We start from the raw sequence: 16,954 nt of genomic DNA on the forward strand, positions 1-16,954 counted from the left end.
TCGGGTTCCCGCCTCGGGTTCCCGCTTTGGACTCCTCGCCCCGGGCTCCCTGACCTGAGCGCCTGACCTGTCTGTCCGACCGGCCCGATGTCGGAGGGAGGCGGTAGCTTGGTGGCTGCTCACCACGGCTGCCCATCACAGCTGCCCACCACAAGGGAAGAGAGATCGTGACGACGTCTATTCATCAGCGGATCGCCGAAGAGCTGGGTGTGCGCGAGCGGCAGGTGCAGGCGGCCGTGGAGCTGCTCGACGGCGGGGCGACCGTGCCGTTCATCGCCCGCTACCGCAAGGAAGCCACCGAGATGCTCGACGACGCGCAGCTGCGCACGCTCGAGGAGCGGCTGCGCTACCTGCGCGAGCTGGAGGAGCGGCGCACCGCGATCCTGGAGTCGATCCGCGGTCAGGGCAAGCTCGACGACGCCCTCGAAGCGCAGATCGCGGCGGCCGACTCCAAGGCCCGGCTGGAAGACATCTACCTGCCCTACAAGCCCAAGCGGCGGACCAAGGCGCAGATCGCCAGGGAGGCCGGGCTCGAACCGCTCGCCGACGGCCTGCTCGCCGACCCGTCGGTCGACCCGCAGGCCGCCGCGGCGGCGTTCGTCGGCGAGGGGGTGGCCGACGCGGCCGCCGCGCTGGACGGGGCCCGGGCGATCCTGGTCGAGCGGTTCGGCGAGGACGCCGACCTGGTCGGGGAGCTGCGCGAGCGGATGTGGGGCAAGGGCCGCCTGATGGCGGCGGTCCGCGAGGGCAAGGAGGAGGAGGGGGCCAAGTTCTCCGACTACTTCGACTTCGCCGAGCCGTTCACCAAGCTGCCCTCCCACCGCATCCTGGCGATGTTCCGGGGCGAGAAGGAGGAGATCCTCACCCTCACCCTGGAGCCGGAAGAGGAGCCCACCGGCACCTACGAGGGACGCATCGCGCACCGCTTCGGCATCTCCGACCAGGGGCGGCCCGCCGACAAGTGGCTGGCCGACACCGTCCGCTGGGCCTGGCGCACCCGCATCCTCGTCCACCTCGGTATCGACCTGCGGATGCGCATGTGGCAGGCCGCCGAGGACGAGGCGGTGCGCGTGTTCGCCGCCAACCTGCGCGACCTGCTGCTCGCCGCCCCGGCGGGCTCCCGCGCGACCATGGGCCTCGACCCCGGCCTGCGTACCGGCGTGAAGGTCGCGGTGGTGGACGCGACCGGCAAGGTGCTGGCCACCGACACGATCTATCCCCATGAGCCGCGCCGCCAGTGGGACCAGTCGCTGGCCACCCTGGCGGCGCTGGCCAAGAAGCACGACGTGCAGCTGGTCTCGATCGGCAACGGCACCGCGTCGCGGGAGACCGACAAGCTCGCCGGCGAGCTGGTGAAGCTGGTCCCCGGGCTGACCAAGATCGTGGTGTCGGAGGCCGGCGCGTCGGTCTACTCCGCCTCCGCCTTCGCCTCCCAGGAGCTGCCCGGCATGGACGTGTCCCTGCGCGGCGCCGTGTCGATCGCACGCCGGCTCCAGGACCCGCTGGCCGAGCTCGTCAAGATCGACCCCAAGTCGATCGGCGTCGGCCAGTACCAGCACGACCTCGCCGAGACCAAGCTCTCGCGCTCGCTCGACGCGGTGGTCGAAGACTGCGTGAACGCGGTCGGGGTGGACGTCAACACCGCCTCGGCGCCGCTGCTGACCCGGGTGTCGGGCATCGGCTCCGGTCTCGCCGAGAACATCGTCCAGCACCGCGACGCCAACGGGCCGTTCCGCTCCCGCAAGGCGCTGAAGGACGTGGCCAGGCTCGGCCCCAAGGCCTTCGAGCAGTGCGCGGGCTTCCTGCGCATCCCGGGCGGCGACGACCCGCTCGACGCCTCCAGCGTGCACCCCGAGGCCTACCCCGTGGTGCGCCGGATCCTGTCGGCCACCGACGGCGACATCACGAAGCTGATCGGTAACGGCACGGTGCTGCGGACCCTGCGGCCCCGCGACTTCGTGGACGACACCTTCGGCCTGCCGACCGTCACCGACATCCTGTCCGAGCTGGAGAAGCCCGGCCGCGACCCGCGACCCGCGTTCAAGACCGCGACCTTCAAGGAGGGCGTGGAGAAGATCTCCGATCTCAAGCCCGGCATGCTGCTGGAGGGCGTGGTCACCAACGTGGCGGCCTTCGGCGCGTTCGTCGACGTCGGCGTGCACCAGGACGGACTGGTCCACGTCTCGGCCCTGTCGCACAACTTCGTCAAGGACCCGCGCGAGGTGGTCAAGCCCGGTGACATCGTCCGGGTGAAGGTGCTCGACGTCGACATCCCCCGCAAGCGCATCTCGCTCACCCTCCGGCTGGAGGACGAGCCGGCCAAGGGCACCGGCCAGCGTGACCAGCAGGGCGGCGGGCGGCGTGAGGGCGGCGGCAAGCGGGACGGCCAACAGGGACGCGGCGGCCAGCAGGGACGTGAGGGCCAGCAGCAGGGACGCGGCGGCCAGCAGGGACGAGGCGGCCAGCGGCAGGACCGCGGAGGCCAGCAGCGCAGCGCACCGAGTGGCGCGATGGCCGACGCGCTGCGCCGCGCCGGGCTCGACGGTTCCGGCGGCGGCTCCGGCGGCAACCGGTAGGCGCTCGTAGGGCCGCCGCCTTCACCGGCGGCGGCCGGGCGTCAGCCGGAGACGAGGGCGGCCAGGAGCGCGTTGAGCTCGATGGTCTCCGGCTCGCCGAGCAGGCGGGCGAGGTCGCGCTGCACGCCGTCCTCCGTCTTCAGGGCCTCGGTGAGATAGTCCTCGCCCTCCGGGGTCAGTCGCAGCACATGCTCGCGTCGATCTTCGGGGTTGCGGTCACGCAGGATCAGGCCGGCCGCGTGGTAGTCGTCGATGGCGTGCACGATCGTGGGGCCGGTGACGCCCATGGCACCCGCCAGCCGCTCCTGGGTGCACGGTTGTGCGGAGTCCAGCGCCGCCAGCATCCGCACGCACCGCGGCTCGATGCCCAGCTCGCGCAGTGCCTGCTCGCGCCGCCCGCGCAGCCGCCGGGAAACGCGGTCGAGCAGGAAGCCGGTCCGGCCGATGATCGGCTCCGGGAGCGCGTCGACCAGATCGGCGACGATCGGCCGGAGCAGCTCGTGCAGGCGCCCGCGCCCGGCCGGGCCCATCGCGGCCGTCAGCGTCTCGTCGGCGTTCCGTGCCGACTCGCGCATCCGGCCCAGGGCGGTCACGCCGTCGGCGGTGAGGCGCAGAGCGTAGCGCCGGCGGTCGGCGGAGTCACGCTCTCGGCACACCAGGCCCGCGGTCTCCAGCCCGTCGATCACCGAGATCATGACCGTCCGGTTGACCTCCAGCAGACTCCCGAGCCGCGCCTGGGAGAGCGGGCGCTCGGCGAGCACGCCCAACATGTCCAGGTCGCGGAGGCTCCGTCCGGACGGAAGTGCCGCCAGGAGGCTTCTGTCCGCGCGCAGGGACGCCAGATGCGCCAGATGCCCGGTGTAACCGGCGAGCCTGGGCTCGGTCGGCATCCTCACAATGCCCGCGCCCGCGTCCTCAGTCAGCGTCATCCGGCCAAGAATAACAAATCCGACAGATGATTTGATCTACTGACGATTCGATCAACTGACATTACCGTCACACGGATCGACGCCGGCCGAGCGGGCCGGTCAGAGCAGGCGCCTGATGTCGCCGTAGGCCCGGTAGAAGCCGCCCCGCTCGGACAGGCGGACCCCCTCGACGAGGTAACGGGCCCCCGCCTCGCGCACCCCCTTGGGGAACTGCACGTTGCGCCGCGTGTCGTAGCCGTCGCTGATCACTCGCACCCGGAGCCGCTCGCCCTCCCGGAAGCACTCCACGACCACGCCGCCGTCGGAGCCGGAGACGGTCGCCAGCGTCACGGTCTCCAGTGCCGCGGTCGGCTCCACCACGGCCAGACCGGCCGCCGCCTTGACGTCCACCGGCTCGGGGACGGTGCCGCCCTGTGCCGCCCTGATCGCCTCCTCCGTGGCGTCGATGCAGGCCAGAGTCCCGTCGGTGGTCACGATGTAGAGGCGGTCGTCGAGATACTGCATGGAGAAGGCCGAGCCGCAGCCGGTGGCCAGCTTCCACAGGCGCTCACCGCTCTGGGCGAAGCAGTAGATCGAGGAGTGGTTGTCCCCGGCGAAGACGTAGCGGCCGTCGGGCGCGGTGGCGCAGGAGAAGACGGTGGCGTCGCAGCGGTAGACCGCCTCGGTCGCACCGTCGGACTTGCGGAGCCGGTGCACGGCACCGCGCGCCGTACCCGCGTAGACCGAACCCGCCTCCTGCCAGCCGAAGAGCACCGCGGCGTTGAGGCGCGTCTCCCAGATCGGCGCGCCGTCGGCGGCGTCGTAGCGGGCCACCCCGGTGGAGTGCCCGTGGTAGACGGCCTCGTCGTCGCAGCGGACCATCCAGGCCGAGTCGCCGCGTCCGTTGCGCGCCCACTGGAACTCGTCCTCGTGGTCGATGGTGGTGATCCGGCCGGCCCGGTCGGAGACGCCCAGCACGCCGTCGTGGATGTCCAGCCAGTAGATGTCGACGTCCTCGGCGATCTCGTAGGCGAGCCGGGGGACCTTCCCGCTGAGGTCGTAGACCTTGCCGTCGTCGGCGCCCGCGTAGATCCAGAAGTCGTCGGCGACGATGCACTTCACGCCGTCGGGCAGCCGGAACCGGCCGGTGACGGTGCCCCCGTGGGTGACGGTGTAGACGTCGCCGTTCTGGTTGCCGACCCAGCAGCGCTCGGAGTCGACGAAGATCCCGAACGCGGCCGCCCCGCTGGCGAAGCGCCACAGCACCGGTGCCTGGGTGGCGGTGGAGCGGGCGCTCTCCACACTGCGCCGGGTGACCGTACGGCGCTGGCGTACCCCGCGCACCGCGGGCGCGTACCCCTTGCGGACCTTCTCGTTGATCTTCTTGGCCGCGGCGGCTCCGGCCTTCTCCTCGGTGGCGAAGACCGACGTCTTGGACTGTCCCGGCTCGCCGATCCGGCCGTAGCTGATCGTCACCTGGAGCCCGTCGAGCACGACCTCGTAGAATTTGTGCGAGCTTCCGCCGTCTTCGGACAGCTCCAGGTACGTGCTGCGCGCCGCCATGCCCCACCTCTTCGTTGATCGACTTTCCGCGGAGCGTACGGCAGGCGGGTGACAAATCAGGAAAAGTAGCGATCTGGACTGCGGTTCGGCGGTCGGCCGAGCGGTGAATCACGCATCCCGGCCGCTCGTTCCGGAACGGCCCGGGCCATCACCGGGCGAACCGGCCGGTGGGAGGGCCGTCGGAACGGGGGAGGCGGGCAGCGCGTCCGCCCCCTGCTCACTCTCCTGCTGACGATGCCGGATCAACGCGACGACGACCGAGGTCACCGGGGCGGCCAGGAAGGCGCCGACGATCCCGCCGAGCACGCCGCCGAGCGCGATGATGATCAGAATGACCGCGCTGGGCAGGTCGAGCGCCCGGCCGTAGATCTGCGGCGCGAGCACGTGTCCCTCCAGCTGCTGGACCAGCAGGGTGACGGCGACCACGATCAGCGCCACCAGCCATCCCTTGGCCACGAAGGCCACGACCGCCGCCAGCAGACCCGCCGTGAACGCGCCCACGACCGGCAGGAAGGCCCCGGCGAACGTCAGTACGGCCAGCGGCAGCGCGATCGGCACGCCCAGGATCCACAGCGCGACCCCGATGAAGAACCCGTCGACCAGGCCGACGATCGCCACCCCGCGGATGTAGCGGCTGATGACGTCGAAGACCACCGCGCCGCTCTCCCGCAGGGTCCGCCGGACTCCCCCGGGGGTGAGGTCGATGATCCACTCGACGAGCCGGTCGCCGCTGTGCACGAAGTAAACGGACAGGATCATGGCCAGCACCATGCCGACCAGGATCTCCCCCACGGTGCGCACGCCGGCCAGGGCACCGCTGGCGATGCTGGCGCCCTGCCGGCTCAGATACCGCTTGGCCTGTTCGAGCAGCTCCGCGGCCCGTTTCTCGTCCATCCCGAAGGCCGACGCCAGCGACTGCAGGTCGCCGCCCGCCTTGCCGAAACTCTGCCGCAGCTCGGCCACACCGGCGATCGTGGGCGGCACCAGCAGCGTGACGAGCGCGGCGAGGAGGAGGAAACCCCCGAGGCACACCGCGATGGTGGCCAGCGCCCGGTTCAGCCCCCGACTCCTGAGCAGCCGGTACGGCGGAAGCAGCAGCGTGGTGATGGCCACGCCGAGGACGACGGGGAGGGCCACCGTCTGGACCACGTACAGGCCCCACAGGATGACGGCAGTCAGGGCGATGACCCCGAGCAGCCGCCATGCCGTGTCACCCGCTCGCCGCAGTCCCCGGTCGTCCGCGACGGCGGGGCCGCTGCGCTCCCCCATGCTGGCCCCCTTCCCCACCGGGATCAGCGGCAATCCTGCCGAACCGGGCGTATGCGGGCCCGGCGGTGGAGCGGAGACGCGTGATCACCCGCTCGTCCTCTCCGGCGGCGAACGGGTGATCACGCTTCGGCGGTCAGGCCGCGAGACGGTCAGGCCATGAGACGGTCAGGCCGTGACCCGTCCGTGGCCGCCTCCGGAATCGGGGAACCCGCGGTGGACATACCGCTGCGGACGGCGGGAAACCGGCCGCAGCCGCGAGGCGGCCGGGGCATGACGGCGGATCCGCACGCGCCCGGCGCGGTCGTGGCCGCGGCGGACCGCGGCGAGACGCCGAGCCCGCGCACCCCCGGCCGGACCGGTCAGGCGCCGCCGCCCGCCGCGAGGACCGCGGGCGCGAACGGCGGCGGAGACCGGGTGGCGGTCGCGCTCGCGCCTGGCCGCCAGCACCATGCCGAGCATGGCCAGCACCGCCACCTCGAAGACCACCACCAGCCGCTGGGTGACCCCGGCGGGGATGTCGTCGTTGGCCAGATCGACACCGGCCATCCGCACGACGTACGGCAGGACCACCAGGACCAGCACGCCCAGGGAGGCCAGACTCAGCAGCCGCACCGACCGGGCGTAGGGGCTGGCGGCGTGCCTGCGGGCCAGCATCAGGCCCGCCATCGGCATCGTCAGGAAAGCTACGAACGCCGCGTACCGGTGGATGCCACCGGACATCGACAGCGGCACTCCGGGCGCGTCGGTGGGGAAGGCACCGATCAGGAGCATGCACAGGCCCCAGATCCCGACCAGCAGCGCGGCCTTGCGGTCGTCGCCGCGCCGGGCGAGCGCGGCCCCGAAGACCGTCGCCCCCACGGCGAACAGCGTCAGCGAGACGGGCAGCAGCCAGCCGTCCGGCTCGAACGCGTACTCGCTGATCACGGTGTGCACCGGATCGAGGCCCGTGGCCACATGCAGCCCGAGCATCGCCGTGGCCCCGGCGCCGATCGCCGCGTAGCCGCCGAGGATCATCCTGGATCCCGAGAAAACCTGACTCCCCATGGCTCAACCATGGCGACGCGCCCGTTCCCGGAGTACCGGAAATGATCCCCAGTCATCCCTGAACGATCCCGGAGGAACCCCGGGGCAAGGTGGTGTCCGCACTACGGGGATCACCCCGAAGTCATGGCTCTGAGCTGGGTGAAGGCCGCCGATGGTAGGGCCCGCCCCCTCAGGGTCGGGGGTCCGGGGGGACCCCGGTTTGACTTGGAGCGCACTCTAGGGAGCAAGGTGGTGTCCATGGGGATCACCATCCAGGAGGCCTCGCGCAAGTCGGGGCTGAGCGCGCACACACTGCGCTACTACGAGCGCATCGGGCTCATCCATGAGGTGGACCGGGGACCGAACGGGCACCGTAGCTACGCGGCGCCCGATCTGAACTGGCTCGACTTCCTCACCAAGCTGCGCGCGACCGGCATGCCGATCGCGGACATGTGCCGCTACGCCGAGCTGCGCAGGCAGGGGCCGGAGACCGCCGCCGAGCGGCGCCGGATGCTGGAGGCCCATCGCGAGCGGGTCAGGGCACAGATCAAGCAGCTCACCGAGGACCTGGGGGTCCTCGACTACAAGATCGATTTTTACAACGCTCTGGAGAGCCAATGAACAAGCGCCGTCTCGGCCGGGGAGGCCCGGAGGTCTCGGCCATCGGACTCGGCTGCATGGGAATGTCGGAGTTCTACGGCACGGCCGACGAGACCCAGTCGATCGAGGTCATCCATCGCGCTCTCGACCTCGGAGTCGACTTCCTCGACACCGCGGACATGTACGGCAGAGGCCATAACGAGGAGCTGGTCGGCCGGGCGATCAGGGACCGCCGGAACGAGGTGGTGTTGGCCACCAAGTTCGGCATCGTCAGGGGCGACGACCCGGCCCGGCGCGGCATCGACGGCAGCCCCGCCTATGTGAAGAAGGCCGCCGACGCCTCGCTCCGGCGGCTCGGCGTGGACCACATCGACCTGTACTACCTGCACCGGCGCGACCCGAACGTGCCCATCGAGGAGACCGTCGGCGCGATGGCCGAACTGGTCGCCGAGGGCAAGGTCGGCCGGATCGGCCTGTCGGAGGTGAGCGCCGAGACCTTGCGGAAGGCGCACGCCACGCACCCGATCGCCGCCCTGCAGAGCGAATACTCACTGTTCACCCGGGGGCTGGAGGAGGAGATCCTGCCGACCGCCCGAGAGCTCGGCATCGCGCTGGTGGCCTACTCGCCGATCAGCCGGGGACTGCTCGGCGGCACGCTGGCCCCCGCCGAGCAGCTGCCCGACGACGACTTCCGCAAGCACATGCCCCGGTTCACCGGGGAGAACGGGTCGCGCAACGAGACCCTCGTCGACGAGATCCGCACGATCGCCGAGGAGGTGGGCTGCACCCCGGCCCAGCTCTCCCTGGCCTGGCTGCTGACCCGGGGCGAGGACGTCATCCCGATTCCGGGCACCAAGCGGCTGCGCTATCTGGAGGAGAACGCGGCGGCGGCAGACGTCACGCTGACCCCCGGCCAGCTCGCCGCGCTGGAAGCCGCCGTACCGGCCGGGGCCGCCCACGGCGACCGCTACCCGGACATGTCCTCCGTCGAGCGCTGATCACCGCGCGAGGAGCCGGCCCCGTCTTCGGCTCGTTATCCGCCTCAAGACGGATTCCGGCTCCCGAGTGCCCCCTCTAGTCTCGCTTCATGAGCCATCGCCCGCCCCCCAACGCGATCGACCGGCTGATCGCGGCGGCCATGGTGCTGTTCGCGATCGCCGAGGAGGTCGGCGGGCGCGCCGCCGGACCGGCCCACCCGTACCCCGGCTGGTGGATCGCGGCGGCGATCGTCGCCGCGGCGCTGGTCCTCCTGCGCAGGCGTGCGCCGTTCGCGGTGATGTCCGTCTACTCGGTGGCGACCGTCGCGGCGTTTGTCCATTTCGGCGAGATGGCGTCGGCCTGGCAGTTCTACACCCACCTGCTGCTGCTGTTCACCTTGCTCGGCGAGGTGCGTCTGCGCGACCCCCGGGCCGTCGCCGGGCTGGTGATGGCGGTGGTGTTCGTGGGTGTCATGCTGTCGGCGCCATCGGGGCCCGTGGGAGCCGGGGACGTGGCGGTGGCCGTGGTGATGGCCTCCATCGCCGGCGGTGCCGGCGTCGCCGTACGGCGGTATCGGCAGGTCGCGATCCACGCGCAGGAGCGTGGCGAGCTGCTCGCCCGGGAGGCGGTGAACGAGGAGCGGACCAGGATCGCGCGTGAGCTGCACGACGTCGTCGCGCACGGCGTCAGCGTGATGGTCATGCAGGCGGGGGCGGCGCGCCTGATGCTCCGGCCCGATCAGGCCACCGAGCGCGAGGCGCTGAACGTGGTGGAGGAAACGGGCCGGGAGGCGGTGGAGGAGCTGCACCGCATACTAGATCTGCTCCATACCGGTCCCGAGCGTGACGGTCTGGCGCCGCAGCCGAGCCTGGCCCGGCTGGACGATCTGGTCGAGCAGATGCGCGCGGCCGGTCTCGACGTGAGACTGAGCGTCGAGGGCGAGCCGACGCCGCTCCCCGTGGGTCTGGACCTGTCGGCCTACCGGATCGTCCAGGAGGCGCTGGCCAACACCCTGCGGCATGCGGGTCCCACGGTGGCCGGGGTGACGGTCTCCTACCTGCCCCGGGCGCTGGGCCTGGAGATCCTCGACGAGGGGCCCCGAGCCGGCCGTACCGGGCAGGCGGGCGGGGCCGGGCACGGGCAGGTCGGCATGCGCGAGCGGGTCGCGCTCTTCCACGGACGGCTGTCGGCCGGCCCGCTGCCCGGCGGCGGATACGGCGTGCGGGTCACGCTCCCGCTGGCCGGCCGGGTCCGGCCCGACGAGGCCGTCACGTGAGCGTTCCCGCCCCGGGAGGGAGGAACCGGCGGTCACACCGACCCGTGAGGATGCCGTGACCGCCGGGCGATCTCAGATGGTTACCTTCGGTCACATGCACAGTAAGAAGCTCGCCATCGTCGGCGTGACCACCCTGGCGGCCCTGGCCGTCCCGGCCGTGGCCCACGCCTCCCCCGACACCTCGGTGACGGTGACCGTGATGGGCACCTCGGACCTGCACGGCAACACCCTGAACTGGGACTACTTCAAGAACACCGAGTTCACCGACAGCAAGGGCAACGACGTCGGCCTGGCCAAGGTCTCGACGCTGGTGAACAAGATCCGCGCCGAGCGGGGCGCGGACCGGACCCTGCTGTTCGACTCCGGCGACACCGTCCAGGGCACGCCGCTGGCCTACTACTACGCCAAGATGGAGCCGGTCAACGAGACGGGCGAGCTTCACCCGATGGCCCGTGCGATGAACGCCATCGGATACGACGCGGTGACCCTGGGCAACCATGAGTTCAACTACGGACTGCCGTTGCTGGCCACGTGGGTCAAGCAGATGAAGGCCCCGGTGCTCGGCGCCAACGCCGTCCACGCCAGGTCGGGTCTGCCCGCCTACCGGCCGTTCACCATCAAGACGATGCGAATCAAGGGCGACAGGCCGGTGCGGGTCGGCGTGCTCGGCCTGACCAACCCGGGCGTGGCGATCTGGGACAAGGCCAACGTCGAGGGCAGGTTGCGCTTCACCGACCTGGTCGAGAGCGCCAAGAAGTGGGTGCCGGTCATCCGCGGCCTGGGGGCGGACGTGGTCGTGGTCACCGCGCACTCCGGCGACAGCGGGATGTCCTCCTACGGCGGTGACCTGCCCGTCGAGAACGCCTCGGCCATGGTCGCCGAGGAGGTGCCGGGCGTGGACGCGGTGCTGTTCGGGCACGCGCACAACGAGGTGGCGCAGCGGTTCGTCACCAACAAGGCGACCGGCCGGCAGGTGCTGCTCACCGAGCCCGGCAAGTGGGGCCAGCGGCTGAGCGTGATCGACTTCCGGCTCGCCAAGAAACACGGCAGGTGGACGGTCACCGGCAAGTCCTCCACGACGCTGAACACCAACACGGTGGACGAGGACCCGAAGATCGTCGCGCTCATGAAGGAGCAGCACGACACCACGGTCAAATACGTCAACACGGTGGTGGCCCAGTCCAGGGAAGAGCTGTCGGCGGCCGAGTCGCCCTACAAGGACACCCCGATCCTGGACTACATCCAGAAGGTCCAGACCGAGACGGTGCAGAAGGCGCTGGAGGGTACGGCGGACGCCGGACTGCCGGTGCTGTCGATCGCCGCGCCGTTCAGCAGGAGCGCGACCTTCCCGGCGGGGCCGGTCAGCGTGCGTGACATGGCGGGCCTGTACATCTACGACAACACGCTGATGGCCGTGAAGCTCACCGGGGCCCAGCTGAAGGACTACCTGGAATACTCGGCGAGGTACTACAACCAGCTCGCGCCGGACGCCCCGGTCGACCTGGCCACGCTGACCAACGCCAACGGCACCCCCGACTACAACTACGACCAGCTCTCCGGCGTCACCTACGACGTGGACGTGGCCAAGCCGGTCGGCCTGCGCATCGCCGGGCTTTCCCACCAGGGGCGGCCGGTCGCCGCCGACCAGCAGTTCGTGGTCGCGATCAACAACTACCGCCAGTCGGGCGGCGGCGGCTTCCCGCACGTCACGACCGCGCCGGTGGTCTACAACGCGCAGGTGGAGATCCGTCAGGCGTTGATCGACTACGCCACGGCGACCGGGGTCATCGACCCCGCCGGGTTCGCCGAGGCCGGCTGGAAGCTGACCCGCGACGGCAAGCCGCTCTTCTGACGTTCCCGCTTCCGGCGACGCTCTCGCACACCGCGAACGAGCGACAGGACGTACGGCGGATGCGGCACGACACGGGGTGAGGCGTGGAGGGGACGGCCGGGTTCCGGCCGTCCCCTCTGGTGTCCGGGACGGCGCCCGCGCCCGTCAGCCCAGGCGCGAGGCGAGGATCCCGGCGCGGGCGAGCTGCACCTCACGGGCCTTCTTGGCCGCGTAGCCCAACAGCGGGCCGTTCCAGGCGTGCACCACGAGCGTGTCCTCGACCTCGGTTCCGCCGTTCTTGCCGGTGAGGGCGAATCGGTAGTCCAGCCGCACCCCGCCGGGGCTGTCCACCTCCCCCTCCACCGTCCGCGGCGTGCTGCGCAGCGTCACCTTGATCAGGTTGTCGTATTTGACCAGGCCGAGGAGCCGGAACCGCTCGACCGAGGTGTAGCGGGTCACCTCCCCGTCCTGCCGGACGTCCTTGACCGCGACGACCAGCGGAGAGAGTCCCACGTAGCTTTGTGGCTGGCTCAGGTGCGCCTGGAGCGCGGCCGGGGTGTTACGGACATGGAAGGTATGACGAAGTGTGGCCTTTGGCACTGGTATGCCCCCGTTTGAAGATCTTTATTGGGAGACACTAACGGGTTCGGCCATGTACCACCGGGCATGTTGCTCACCTCGTGTGAGGGAGTCGAGCCTCCGGGGCAACTCGCGGCGGGAGAAGGGGTCGGCGCCGGCGTTGCGGATGTGGATTCCCACCGCGTACATGTCCCGGACCTCCATGAGGGTGGAGTAGCCGGGCCATGAGCGCAGGTCGCTGCCGTAGGCGTCGGCGAAGGCGTCCACGTCGGCGGCGGTCAGGCCGAAACGGCGCTGACCGTGGTAGGTATGGACCAGGTCCCACTCACGGGGACCGACCGCGACGCCGTCCCAGTCGCACAGCACCACGTGGCCGTCGGTGCAACGCAGCAGGTTGTCGATCCAGGCGTCGCCGTGCAGCAGCACCGGGGAGCCGTCCACGTCGAGACCCGACCAGCGCTCGGTCAGCTCCGCGATGCGATCGCGCAGCCAGGCCCGCTGGCAGGCGGTGAGCACGGCGGACCGGTCCACCGCCCGGCGGATCTCGGCCAGCGGGTCGGCGAAGCGGTTCAGCGCCACCGGCGGCACCGGCAGCAGGTGCAGGTTGCGCAGGATCTCGCCCAGCTCGGTGGTGGTGGGGCGGCCGCTGGCCGGGACGTAGTGCCAGAACGTCACGACCCTGCCCTCGTGCACCACGGGCTGGTCGGAGATCTCGTCCGCCGGGCGCACCGCGGGAAACCCCTGCTGGGCCAGCCAGCGGGCCACCGCGAGCACCAGCGGCAGGCGGGTCAGCGCGTTGGGCGCGGTCGCGATCCTGACCACGATCTCGCTGCGCAGTTTGAAGACGGCGTTGCTGCGCACCCGTAGCAGCTCGGCGTCCCGATGGTCGATCCCGAGGTTCTCGCAGACCTCGCGCAGGACGGTGAACGCCTCCTCCGCGAGCGGGCCGCCCATCAGCTGACCGGCGCGGCGTCGGCGAGCAGCTCGGTCAGGCGGCGCACCGCCACCGTTTTGTGCCGGGCGGGCGGCACCTCCGACAACAGCGCCCGCGCGCGGTTGAGCACGATGGAGGTGCGGTGCTCCGGCGGAACCTGCAGCAGGGCCTTCTGTGCCAGATGGCAGGCGTCGTCGACCTTTCCGTCGCGGATCATGTGCGTGGCCTGGTCGAGCAGGATGAGCACCGGGTCGATGGCGTACGGGCCGGATGGGCCGGGCGTCCAGTCGACCTCCTCGCCCAGCTCGATCAGGGTGCCGATCCGGTAGAACTGCAGCCGCCGCTCAGAGAAGCGGAAGGCCAGGTGGTCATGGCCCTCCGGGGGCATCCTGGCGAAGATCCGCTCGGCCTCGGCCAGCGCGATCCTGGCGGCCTTGTGCTCTCCCATCCTGGCCAGCGCCCGCGCCTCCGCCGCCGCGCCGAGCGCCGCCGGGGAGCTGGGGGCGTTTCCGGCGAGCATCCTGGCCTCGCGTGCGAGCCGTACGGTCTCGGCGAGATCGCCGTAGTAGTAGGGGAGCATCGCCTGCTGCGCGCGGACCAGGGCGCGCAGCCGCAGGTCTCCCATGTCGTCGGAGGCGGTGCGCGCGGTGCCGTACCAGGCGTGGGCCTGGCGGGTGTCACCGAGCTTCATCAGCGCGTCGGCCGACAGCAGGGCCAGCATCACCGTGGCGTTGAGCAGGCGGCGCTGGGCCATCGCGGGCTGCCGGGTGGCGGAGAGCGTGCGCACGTCCGACAGCTCCAACATCAGCCGGTAGAGCATCGGCAGCGGGGCGCTGGTGATGTATTCGCGGCGGTAGCGCAGCACCTGCTCGTCGAGCCGGTCGAGCTGCTCCTCGGAGAGGGTGGTGAGGGCGAGCGTGCGGTCCAGATCCTGGCGGGTCCGCTCGACCTCGGCGAGCAGCCGCCCGCTCATCGCGAACCGGGAACCGAGCAACGCGTGGTGGAACAGCGCGCGGCGCTCCATGTCGTCGTCGATCCGTTCCTCCGGCTGGTACGGCGGACGGCCTTCGACACCGGAGACGACCACGACCCTGGCGCCGCCGTCGTCCTCGCAGTAGTCGCTCGCCAGGCCGAGCCGTACGGCGTTGGCCCGGTAGAGCCGGGCCAGCAGGTCGATGGTCTGCGGTCGCGGCCGGGCGCGGTTGTTCTCCCACGCGTTGAGCAGGTCGATGCTGGCCCGCGCCTCACCGAGGTTCTCGCGGCCGCACAACTCCTCCAGCTCCTGCACGGACTGCCTGGCCGACCATCCCCGGGCCAGTCGGTGCGCCTTGAGCAGGCTCACCCCGCAGCAGCCGTGGATGGCCTGGGTGGTCTGCCAGAGCGTCCACTGGCGAGCTTCGGCCTGTTCGCGCCAGCGTCGCGCGCATGCGGGGGAATGCTCACCTCGGGCCACGGCGCCTCCCGGTCGCTGTTTACACAAGATTAACGAGAGCGCACCACAGCGTAAGCGTGCCTGTGCATTGCATTCCCTTTATTCGCGGGTTTTCCACGGAACATCGATGGCTTTCCGGTCTATTCCACTGATCCTGCGCCGCTTCGCGAGAGGGCCGATTGCCTGGTCTGCCAGGAAACCTCACTCTGCAGAGAAGAGAGCCACCAGCGTCCGCCAGGAGTGATCCGGATGACGGCAGAGCACGGCGAGGCCGTCGACCATCTGCGACGGCTAGCCGCCCAACTTGAGGCCCACTCCTTCCAGGTGCGCCTGAAGGCGGCCACGGGGCTGTTCCCGCGGCTCCATGTGATCAACCCGATGGTCCCCGCCATGACAGAAGACGTCCTCGCCGCCCACGAGGCCGACGGCGAATGGTGGTTCTGGCTGTCCTGGGCCGGACGCATCGGACATGCCGAAGATGTCGCCACAGCTGCGGAACGTGTGGCTAGTGTGCTTCATGTGATACGCAGATAGGTGATTCTTGGGCTTCACATGGGTAACACCCGGTGATCAAGCCTAGAAAGGAGCGGGACCGTGAAGAGGATTCAGGTCATTCAACGTCCGCGTCCACCACGTGAGCCGGCGCCCCTCGACCTGCGGAGCCCGTCCGGCAGGCAGCTGCCCTTCTGACGGCCCGAGCGAGGCCGCCGCGGTGTACGGCAGCCTCGGATCATGAGATACATAGTGGTGGGGGCAGGAGCGGTCGGCGGGACCATCGGCGGGCGGCTGTTCCAGAGCGGGCACGAGGTGCTGCTCGTCGCCCGCGGCGCGCATCACGACGCGCTCAGGCGCGACGGCCTGCGCCTGGTGACCCCCGATTCCACCGAGACCCTCCCCGTCCCGGTGACCGACGAGCCGGTCCGGCTCCGCGGCGACGACGTGCTGATCCTCGCCGTCAAGTCACAGGACCGGCTGGACCCTGGTCAGCCGGAACGTCAAGGACTTCGCCGGCACGGGGGTGTCCGTCGTCAACCCGTTCGACGTGTTGAGCTGATCACGTGAACTTCGACTTGGGACGCTCCTGCAGGACGTCGTCCACGTAGACGTCGACCTTCTCGTCGTAGAAGGCGACCAGTCCGGCGATGCGCCGGCTCTCCTCCAGCGGGGTCCGGTAGGACCAGGCCAGATCCGCATGACCGTTCACCGACCAGTACTCGGCCGTCCCCTTGTACGGGCAGCGGGTCGCGGTGTCCGTAGGGGTGAGCAGGTCGAGGCGGACGTCGGTCTTGGGCAGGTAGTAACGCGGGGGCAGGCCGGTCTCGAACAGGATCCGGGGACTGCGGGAGTCGGCGACCGTCACGCCGTCGACCTCGACGCGAACATGCCGGGAGGAGGGCAGCACGTCCACCCGGGTGTAGGGGTCACGGGGATGGACATAGACCTCCTCGTCCTCTTCGAACCAGGCGTCCATCGCCTCCCATTCGAACCGCACATGATCGCGTAGCTCCTCGATCGGAGAGTCGGGATAGGCCAGCGCGGCGTCGGCCGCCCCCTCGACGTCGTAGAGCACCGCCTCTCCCCGGCTGGGCGAGTGCGCGGTGCGGCCGTTCGGCTTCAGCTCCACCGCGACGTCCCCACGGGGGAAGTAGTACGTCGGGTAGTAGGGCACCTCCCACACCAGCAGCGCACCGATGGTGTCGGCGATTACCCGCCCGCCCAGCAAAACCCGCACCCTTTTGGCGGCCCGCTCGATGCGGACCCGTCCACGCGTGATCGGCTCCATAACCGCGCCAACCTCACACCACACCGCACTATTCCGCGAAGCCGGGATCGATGCCGCCGAACGGGCAGGCGCGGCCCCGGTGGCCGGCGGTGCCCCTTCCAATGGTCCGGGCCGCCATAGAGCAGGTGAACGCCCCCACCACCGCCCGTGCCACGCTCCCTCACCCAGCGGCATCCTCAGTCGTTGCCGGCCGTACGGCACC

Annotated in this window: 15 protein-coding genes; 7 read left to right on the forward strand and 8 right to left on the reverse strand. The window is 70.6% G+C overall.

The window, feature by feature from the left end:
* Nucleotides 1-167 precede the first annotated feature (167 nt).
* Entirely contained in the window at nucleotides 168-2,576 is a 2,409-nt protein-coding gene (locus tag ACQPYK_RS38875) for a Tex family protein (RefSeq protein WP_433242883.1), read from the forward strand.
* Between the two features lie 41 nt (nucleotides 2,577-2,617).
* On the opposite strand, the gene ACQPYK_RS38880 is transcribed toward ACQPYK_RS38875, so the two are convergent.
* The 4 genes from ACQPYK_RS38880 to ACQPYK_RS38895 form a co-directional block, all read right to left on the reverse strand.
* Nucleotides 2,618-3,505, reverse strand: coding sequence for a MarR family winged helix-turn-helix transcriptional regulator (locus tag ACQPYK_RS38880; protein ID WP_433242886.1), 888 nt, complete (start codon nucleotides 3,503-3,505; stop codon nucleotides 2,618-2,620).
* Between the two features lie 99 nt (nucleotides 3,506-3,604).
* Nucleotides 3,605-5,047, reverse strand: coding sequence for a WGR domain-containing protein (locus ACQPYK_RS38885; protein ID WP_433242889.1), 1,443 nt, complete (start codon nucleotides 5,045-5,047; stop codon nucleotides 3,605-3,607).
* A gap of 108 nt (nucleotides 5,048-5,155) precedes the next feature.
* Nucleotides 5,156-6,316, reverse strand: coding sequence for an AI-2E family transporter (locus tag ACQPYK_RS38890; RefSeq protein WP_433242891.1), 1,161 nt, complete (start codon nucleotides 6,314-6,316; stop codon nucleotides 5,156-5,158).
* 165 nt (nucleotides 6,317-6,481) lie between these two features.
* On the reverse strand, nucleotides 6,482-7,360 hold the full coding sequence (locus ACQPYK_RS38895) for a DUF998 domain-containing protein (RefSeq protein ID WP_433242894.1): 879 nt from the start codon (nucleotides 7,358-7,360) through the stop codon (nucleotides 6,482-6,484).
* 237 nt (nucleotides 7,361-7,597) lie between these two features.
* On the opposite strand from ACQPYK_RS38895, the gene ACQPYK_RS38900 reads away from it, so the two are divergent.
* The 4 genes from ACQPYK_RS38900 (at nucleotide 7,598) to ACQPYK_RS38915 (ending at nucleotide 12,045) form a co-directional block, all read left to right on the forward strand.
* Nucleotides 7,598-7,960 carry a MerR family transcriptional regulator gene (locus ACQPYK_RS38900; protein WP_433242897.1) on the forward strand — a complete coding sequence of 121 codons (363 nt, stop codon included), beginning with the start codon at nucleotides 7,598-7,600 and terminating at the stop codon, nucleotides 7,958-7,960.
* Nucleotides 7,957-8,937, forward strand: a complete 981-nt coding sequence (locus ACQPYK_RS38905; RefSeq protein ID WP_433242900.1) for an aldo/keto reductase — start codon at nucleotides 7,957-7,959, stop codon at nucleotides 8,935-8,937. Before ACQPYK_RS38900 ends, ACQPYK_RS38905 begins: the two co-directional genes overlap by 4 nt.
* A gap of 89 nt (nucleotides 8,938-9,026) precedes the next feature.
* Complete coding sequence (locus ACQPYK_RS38910; RefSeq protein ID WP_433242903.1) at nucleotides 9,027-10,193, forward strand: sensor histidine kinase; 1,167 nt, start codon at nucleotides 9,027-9,029, stop codon at nucleotides 10,191-10,193.
* Between the two features lie 94 nt (nucleotides 10,194-10,287).
* On the forward strand, nucleotides 10,288-12,045 hold the full coding sequence (locus ACQPYK_RS38915; protein WP_433242906.1) for a bifunctional metallophosphatase/5'-nucleotidase: 1,758 nt from the start codon (nucleotides 10,288-10,290) through the stop codon (nucleotides 12,043-12,045).
* A gap of 144 nt (nucleotides 12,046-12,189) precedes the next feature.
* Here ACQPYK_RS38915 and ACQPYK_RS38920 read toward each other — a convergent pair whose 3' ends face one another.
* The 3 genes from ACQPYK_RS38920 to ACQPYK_RS38930 form a co-directional block, all read right to left on the reverse strand.
* Nucleotides 12,190-12,537: an SRPBCC family protein gene (locus ACQPYK_RS38920; RefSeq protein WP_433242909.1), complete on the reverse strand. Its 348-nt coding sequence runs from the start codon at nucleotides 12,535-12,537 to the stop codon at nucleotides 12,190-12,192.
* 111 nt (nucleotides 12,538-12,648) lie between these two features.
* A complete protein-coding gene (locus tag ACQPYK_RS38925; protein WP_433242912.1) occupies nucleotides 12,649-13,557 on the reverse strand; it encodes a phosphotransferase enzyme family protein in 909 nt (302 codons plus the stop codon).
* Nucleotides 13,557-14,990 carry a helix-turn-helix domain-containing protein gene (locus ACQPYK_RS38930; protein WP_433242915.1) on the reverse strand — a complete coding sequence of 478 codons (1,434 nt, stop codon included), beginning with the start codon at nucleotides 14,988-14,990 and terminating at the stop codon, nucleotides 13,557-13,559. Before ACQPYK_RS38930 ends, ACQPYK_RS38925 begins: the two co-directional genes overlap by 1 nt.
* A gap of 228 nt (nucleotides 14,991-15,218) precedes the next feature.
* Here ACQPYK_RS38930 and ACQPYK_RS38935 point away from each other — a divergent pair, with 228 nt between their 5' ends.
* Together ACQPYK_RS38935 and ACQPYK_RS38940 are read left to right on the forward strand one after the other, a co-directional pair.
* The gene (locus ACQPYK_RS38935; protein WP_433242918.1) at nucleotides 15,219-15,503 is read left to right on the forward strand and encodes a hypothetical protein; all 285 of its coding nucleotides are present in this window, start codon (nucleotides 15,219-15,221) and stop codon (nucleotides 15,501-15,503) included.
* Between the two features lie 198 nt (nucleotides 15,504-15,701).
* Nucleotides 15,702-16,031 carry a ketopantoate reductase family protein gene (locus ACQPYK_RS38940; RefSeq protein WP_433242921.1) on the forward strand — a complete coding sequence of 110 codons (330 nt, stop codon included), beginning with the start codon at nucleotides 15,702-15,704 and terminating at the stop codon, nucleotides 16,029-16,031.
* Here ACQPYK_RS38940 and ACQPYK_RS38945 read toward each other — a convergent pair.
* Nucleotides 16,024-16,752, reverse strand: a complete 729-nt coding sequence (locus ACQPYK_RS38945; RefSeq protein ID WP_433242924.1) for a DUF427 domain-containing protein — start codon at nucleotides 16,750-16,752, stop codon at nucleotides 16,024-16,026. The genes ACQPYK_RS38940 and ACQPYK_RS38945 overlap by 8 nt on opposite strands.
* Nucleotides 16,753-16,954 lie beyond the last annotated feature (202 nt).

It is taken from the genome of Streptosporangium sp. CA-135522 (genome assembly GCF_050949235.1).
In the GTDB taxonomy this organism is placed as follows: domain Bacteria; phylum Actinomycetota; class Actinomycetes; order Streptosporangiales; family Streptosporangiaceae; genus Streptosporangium.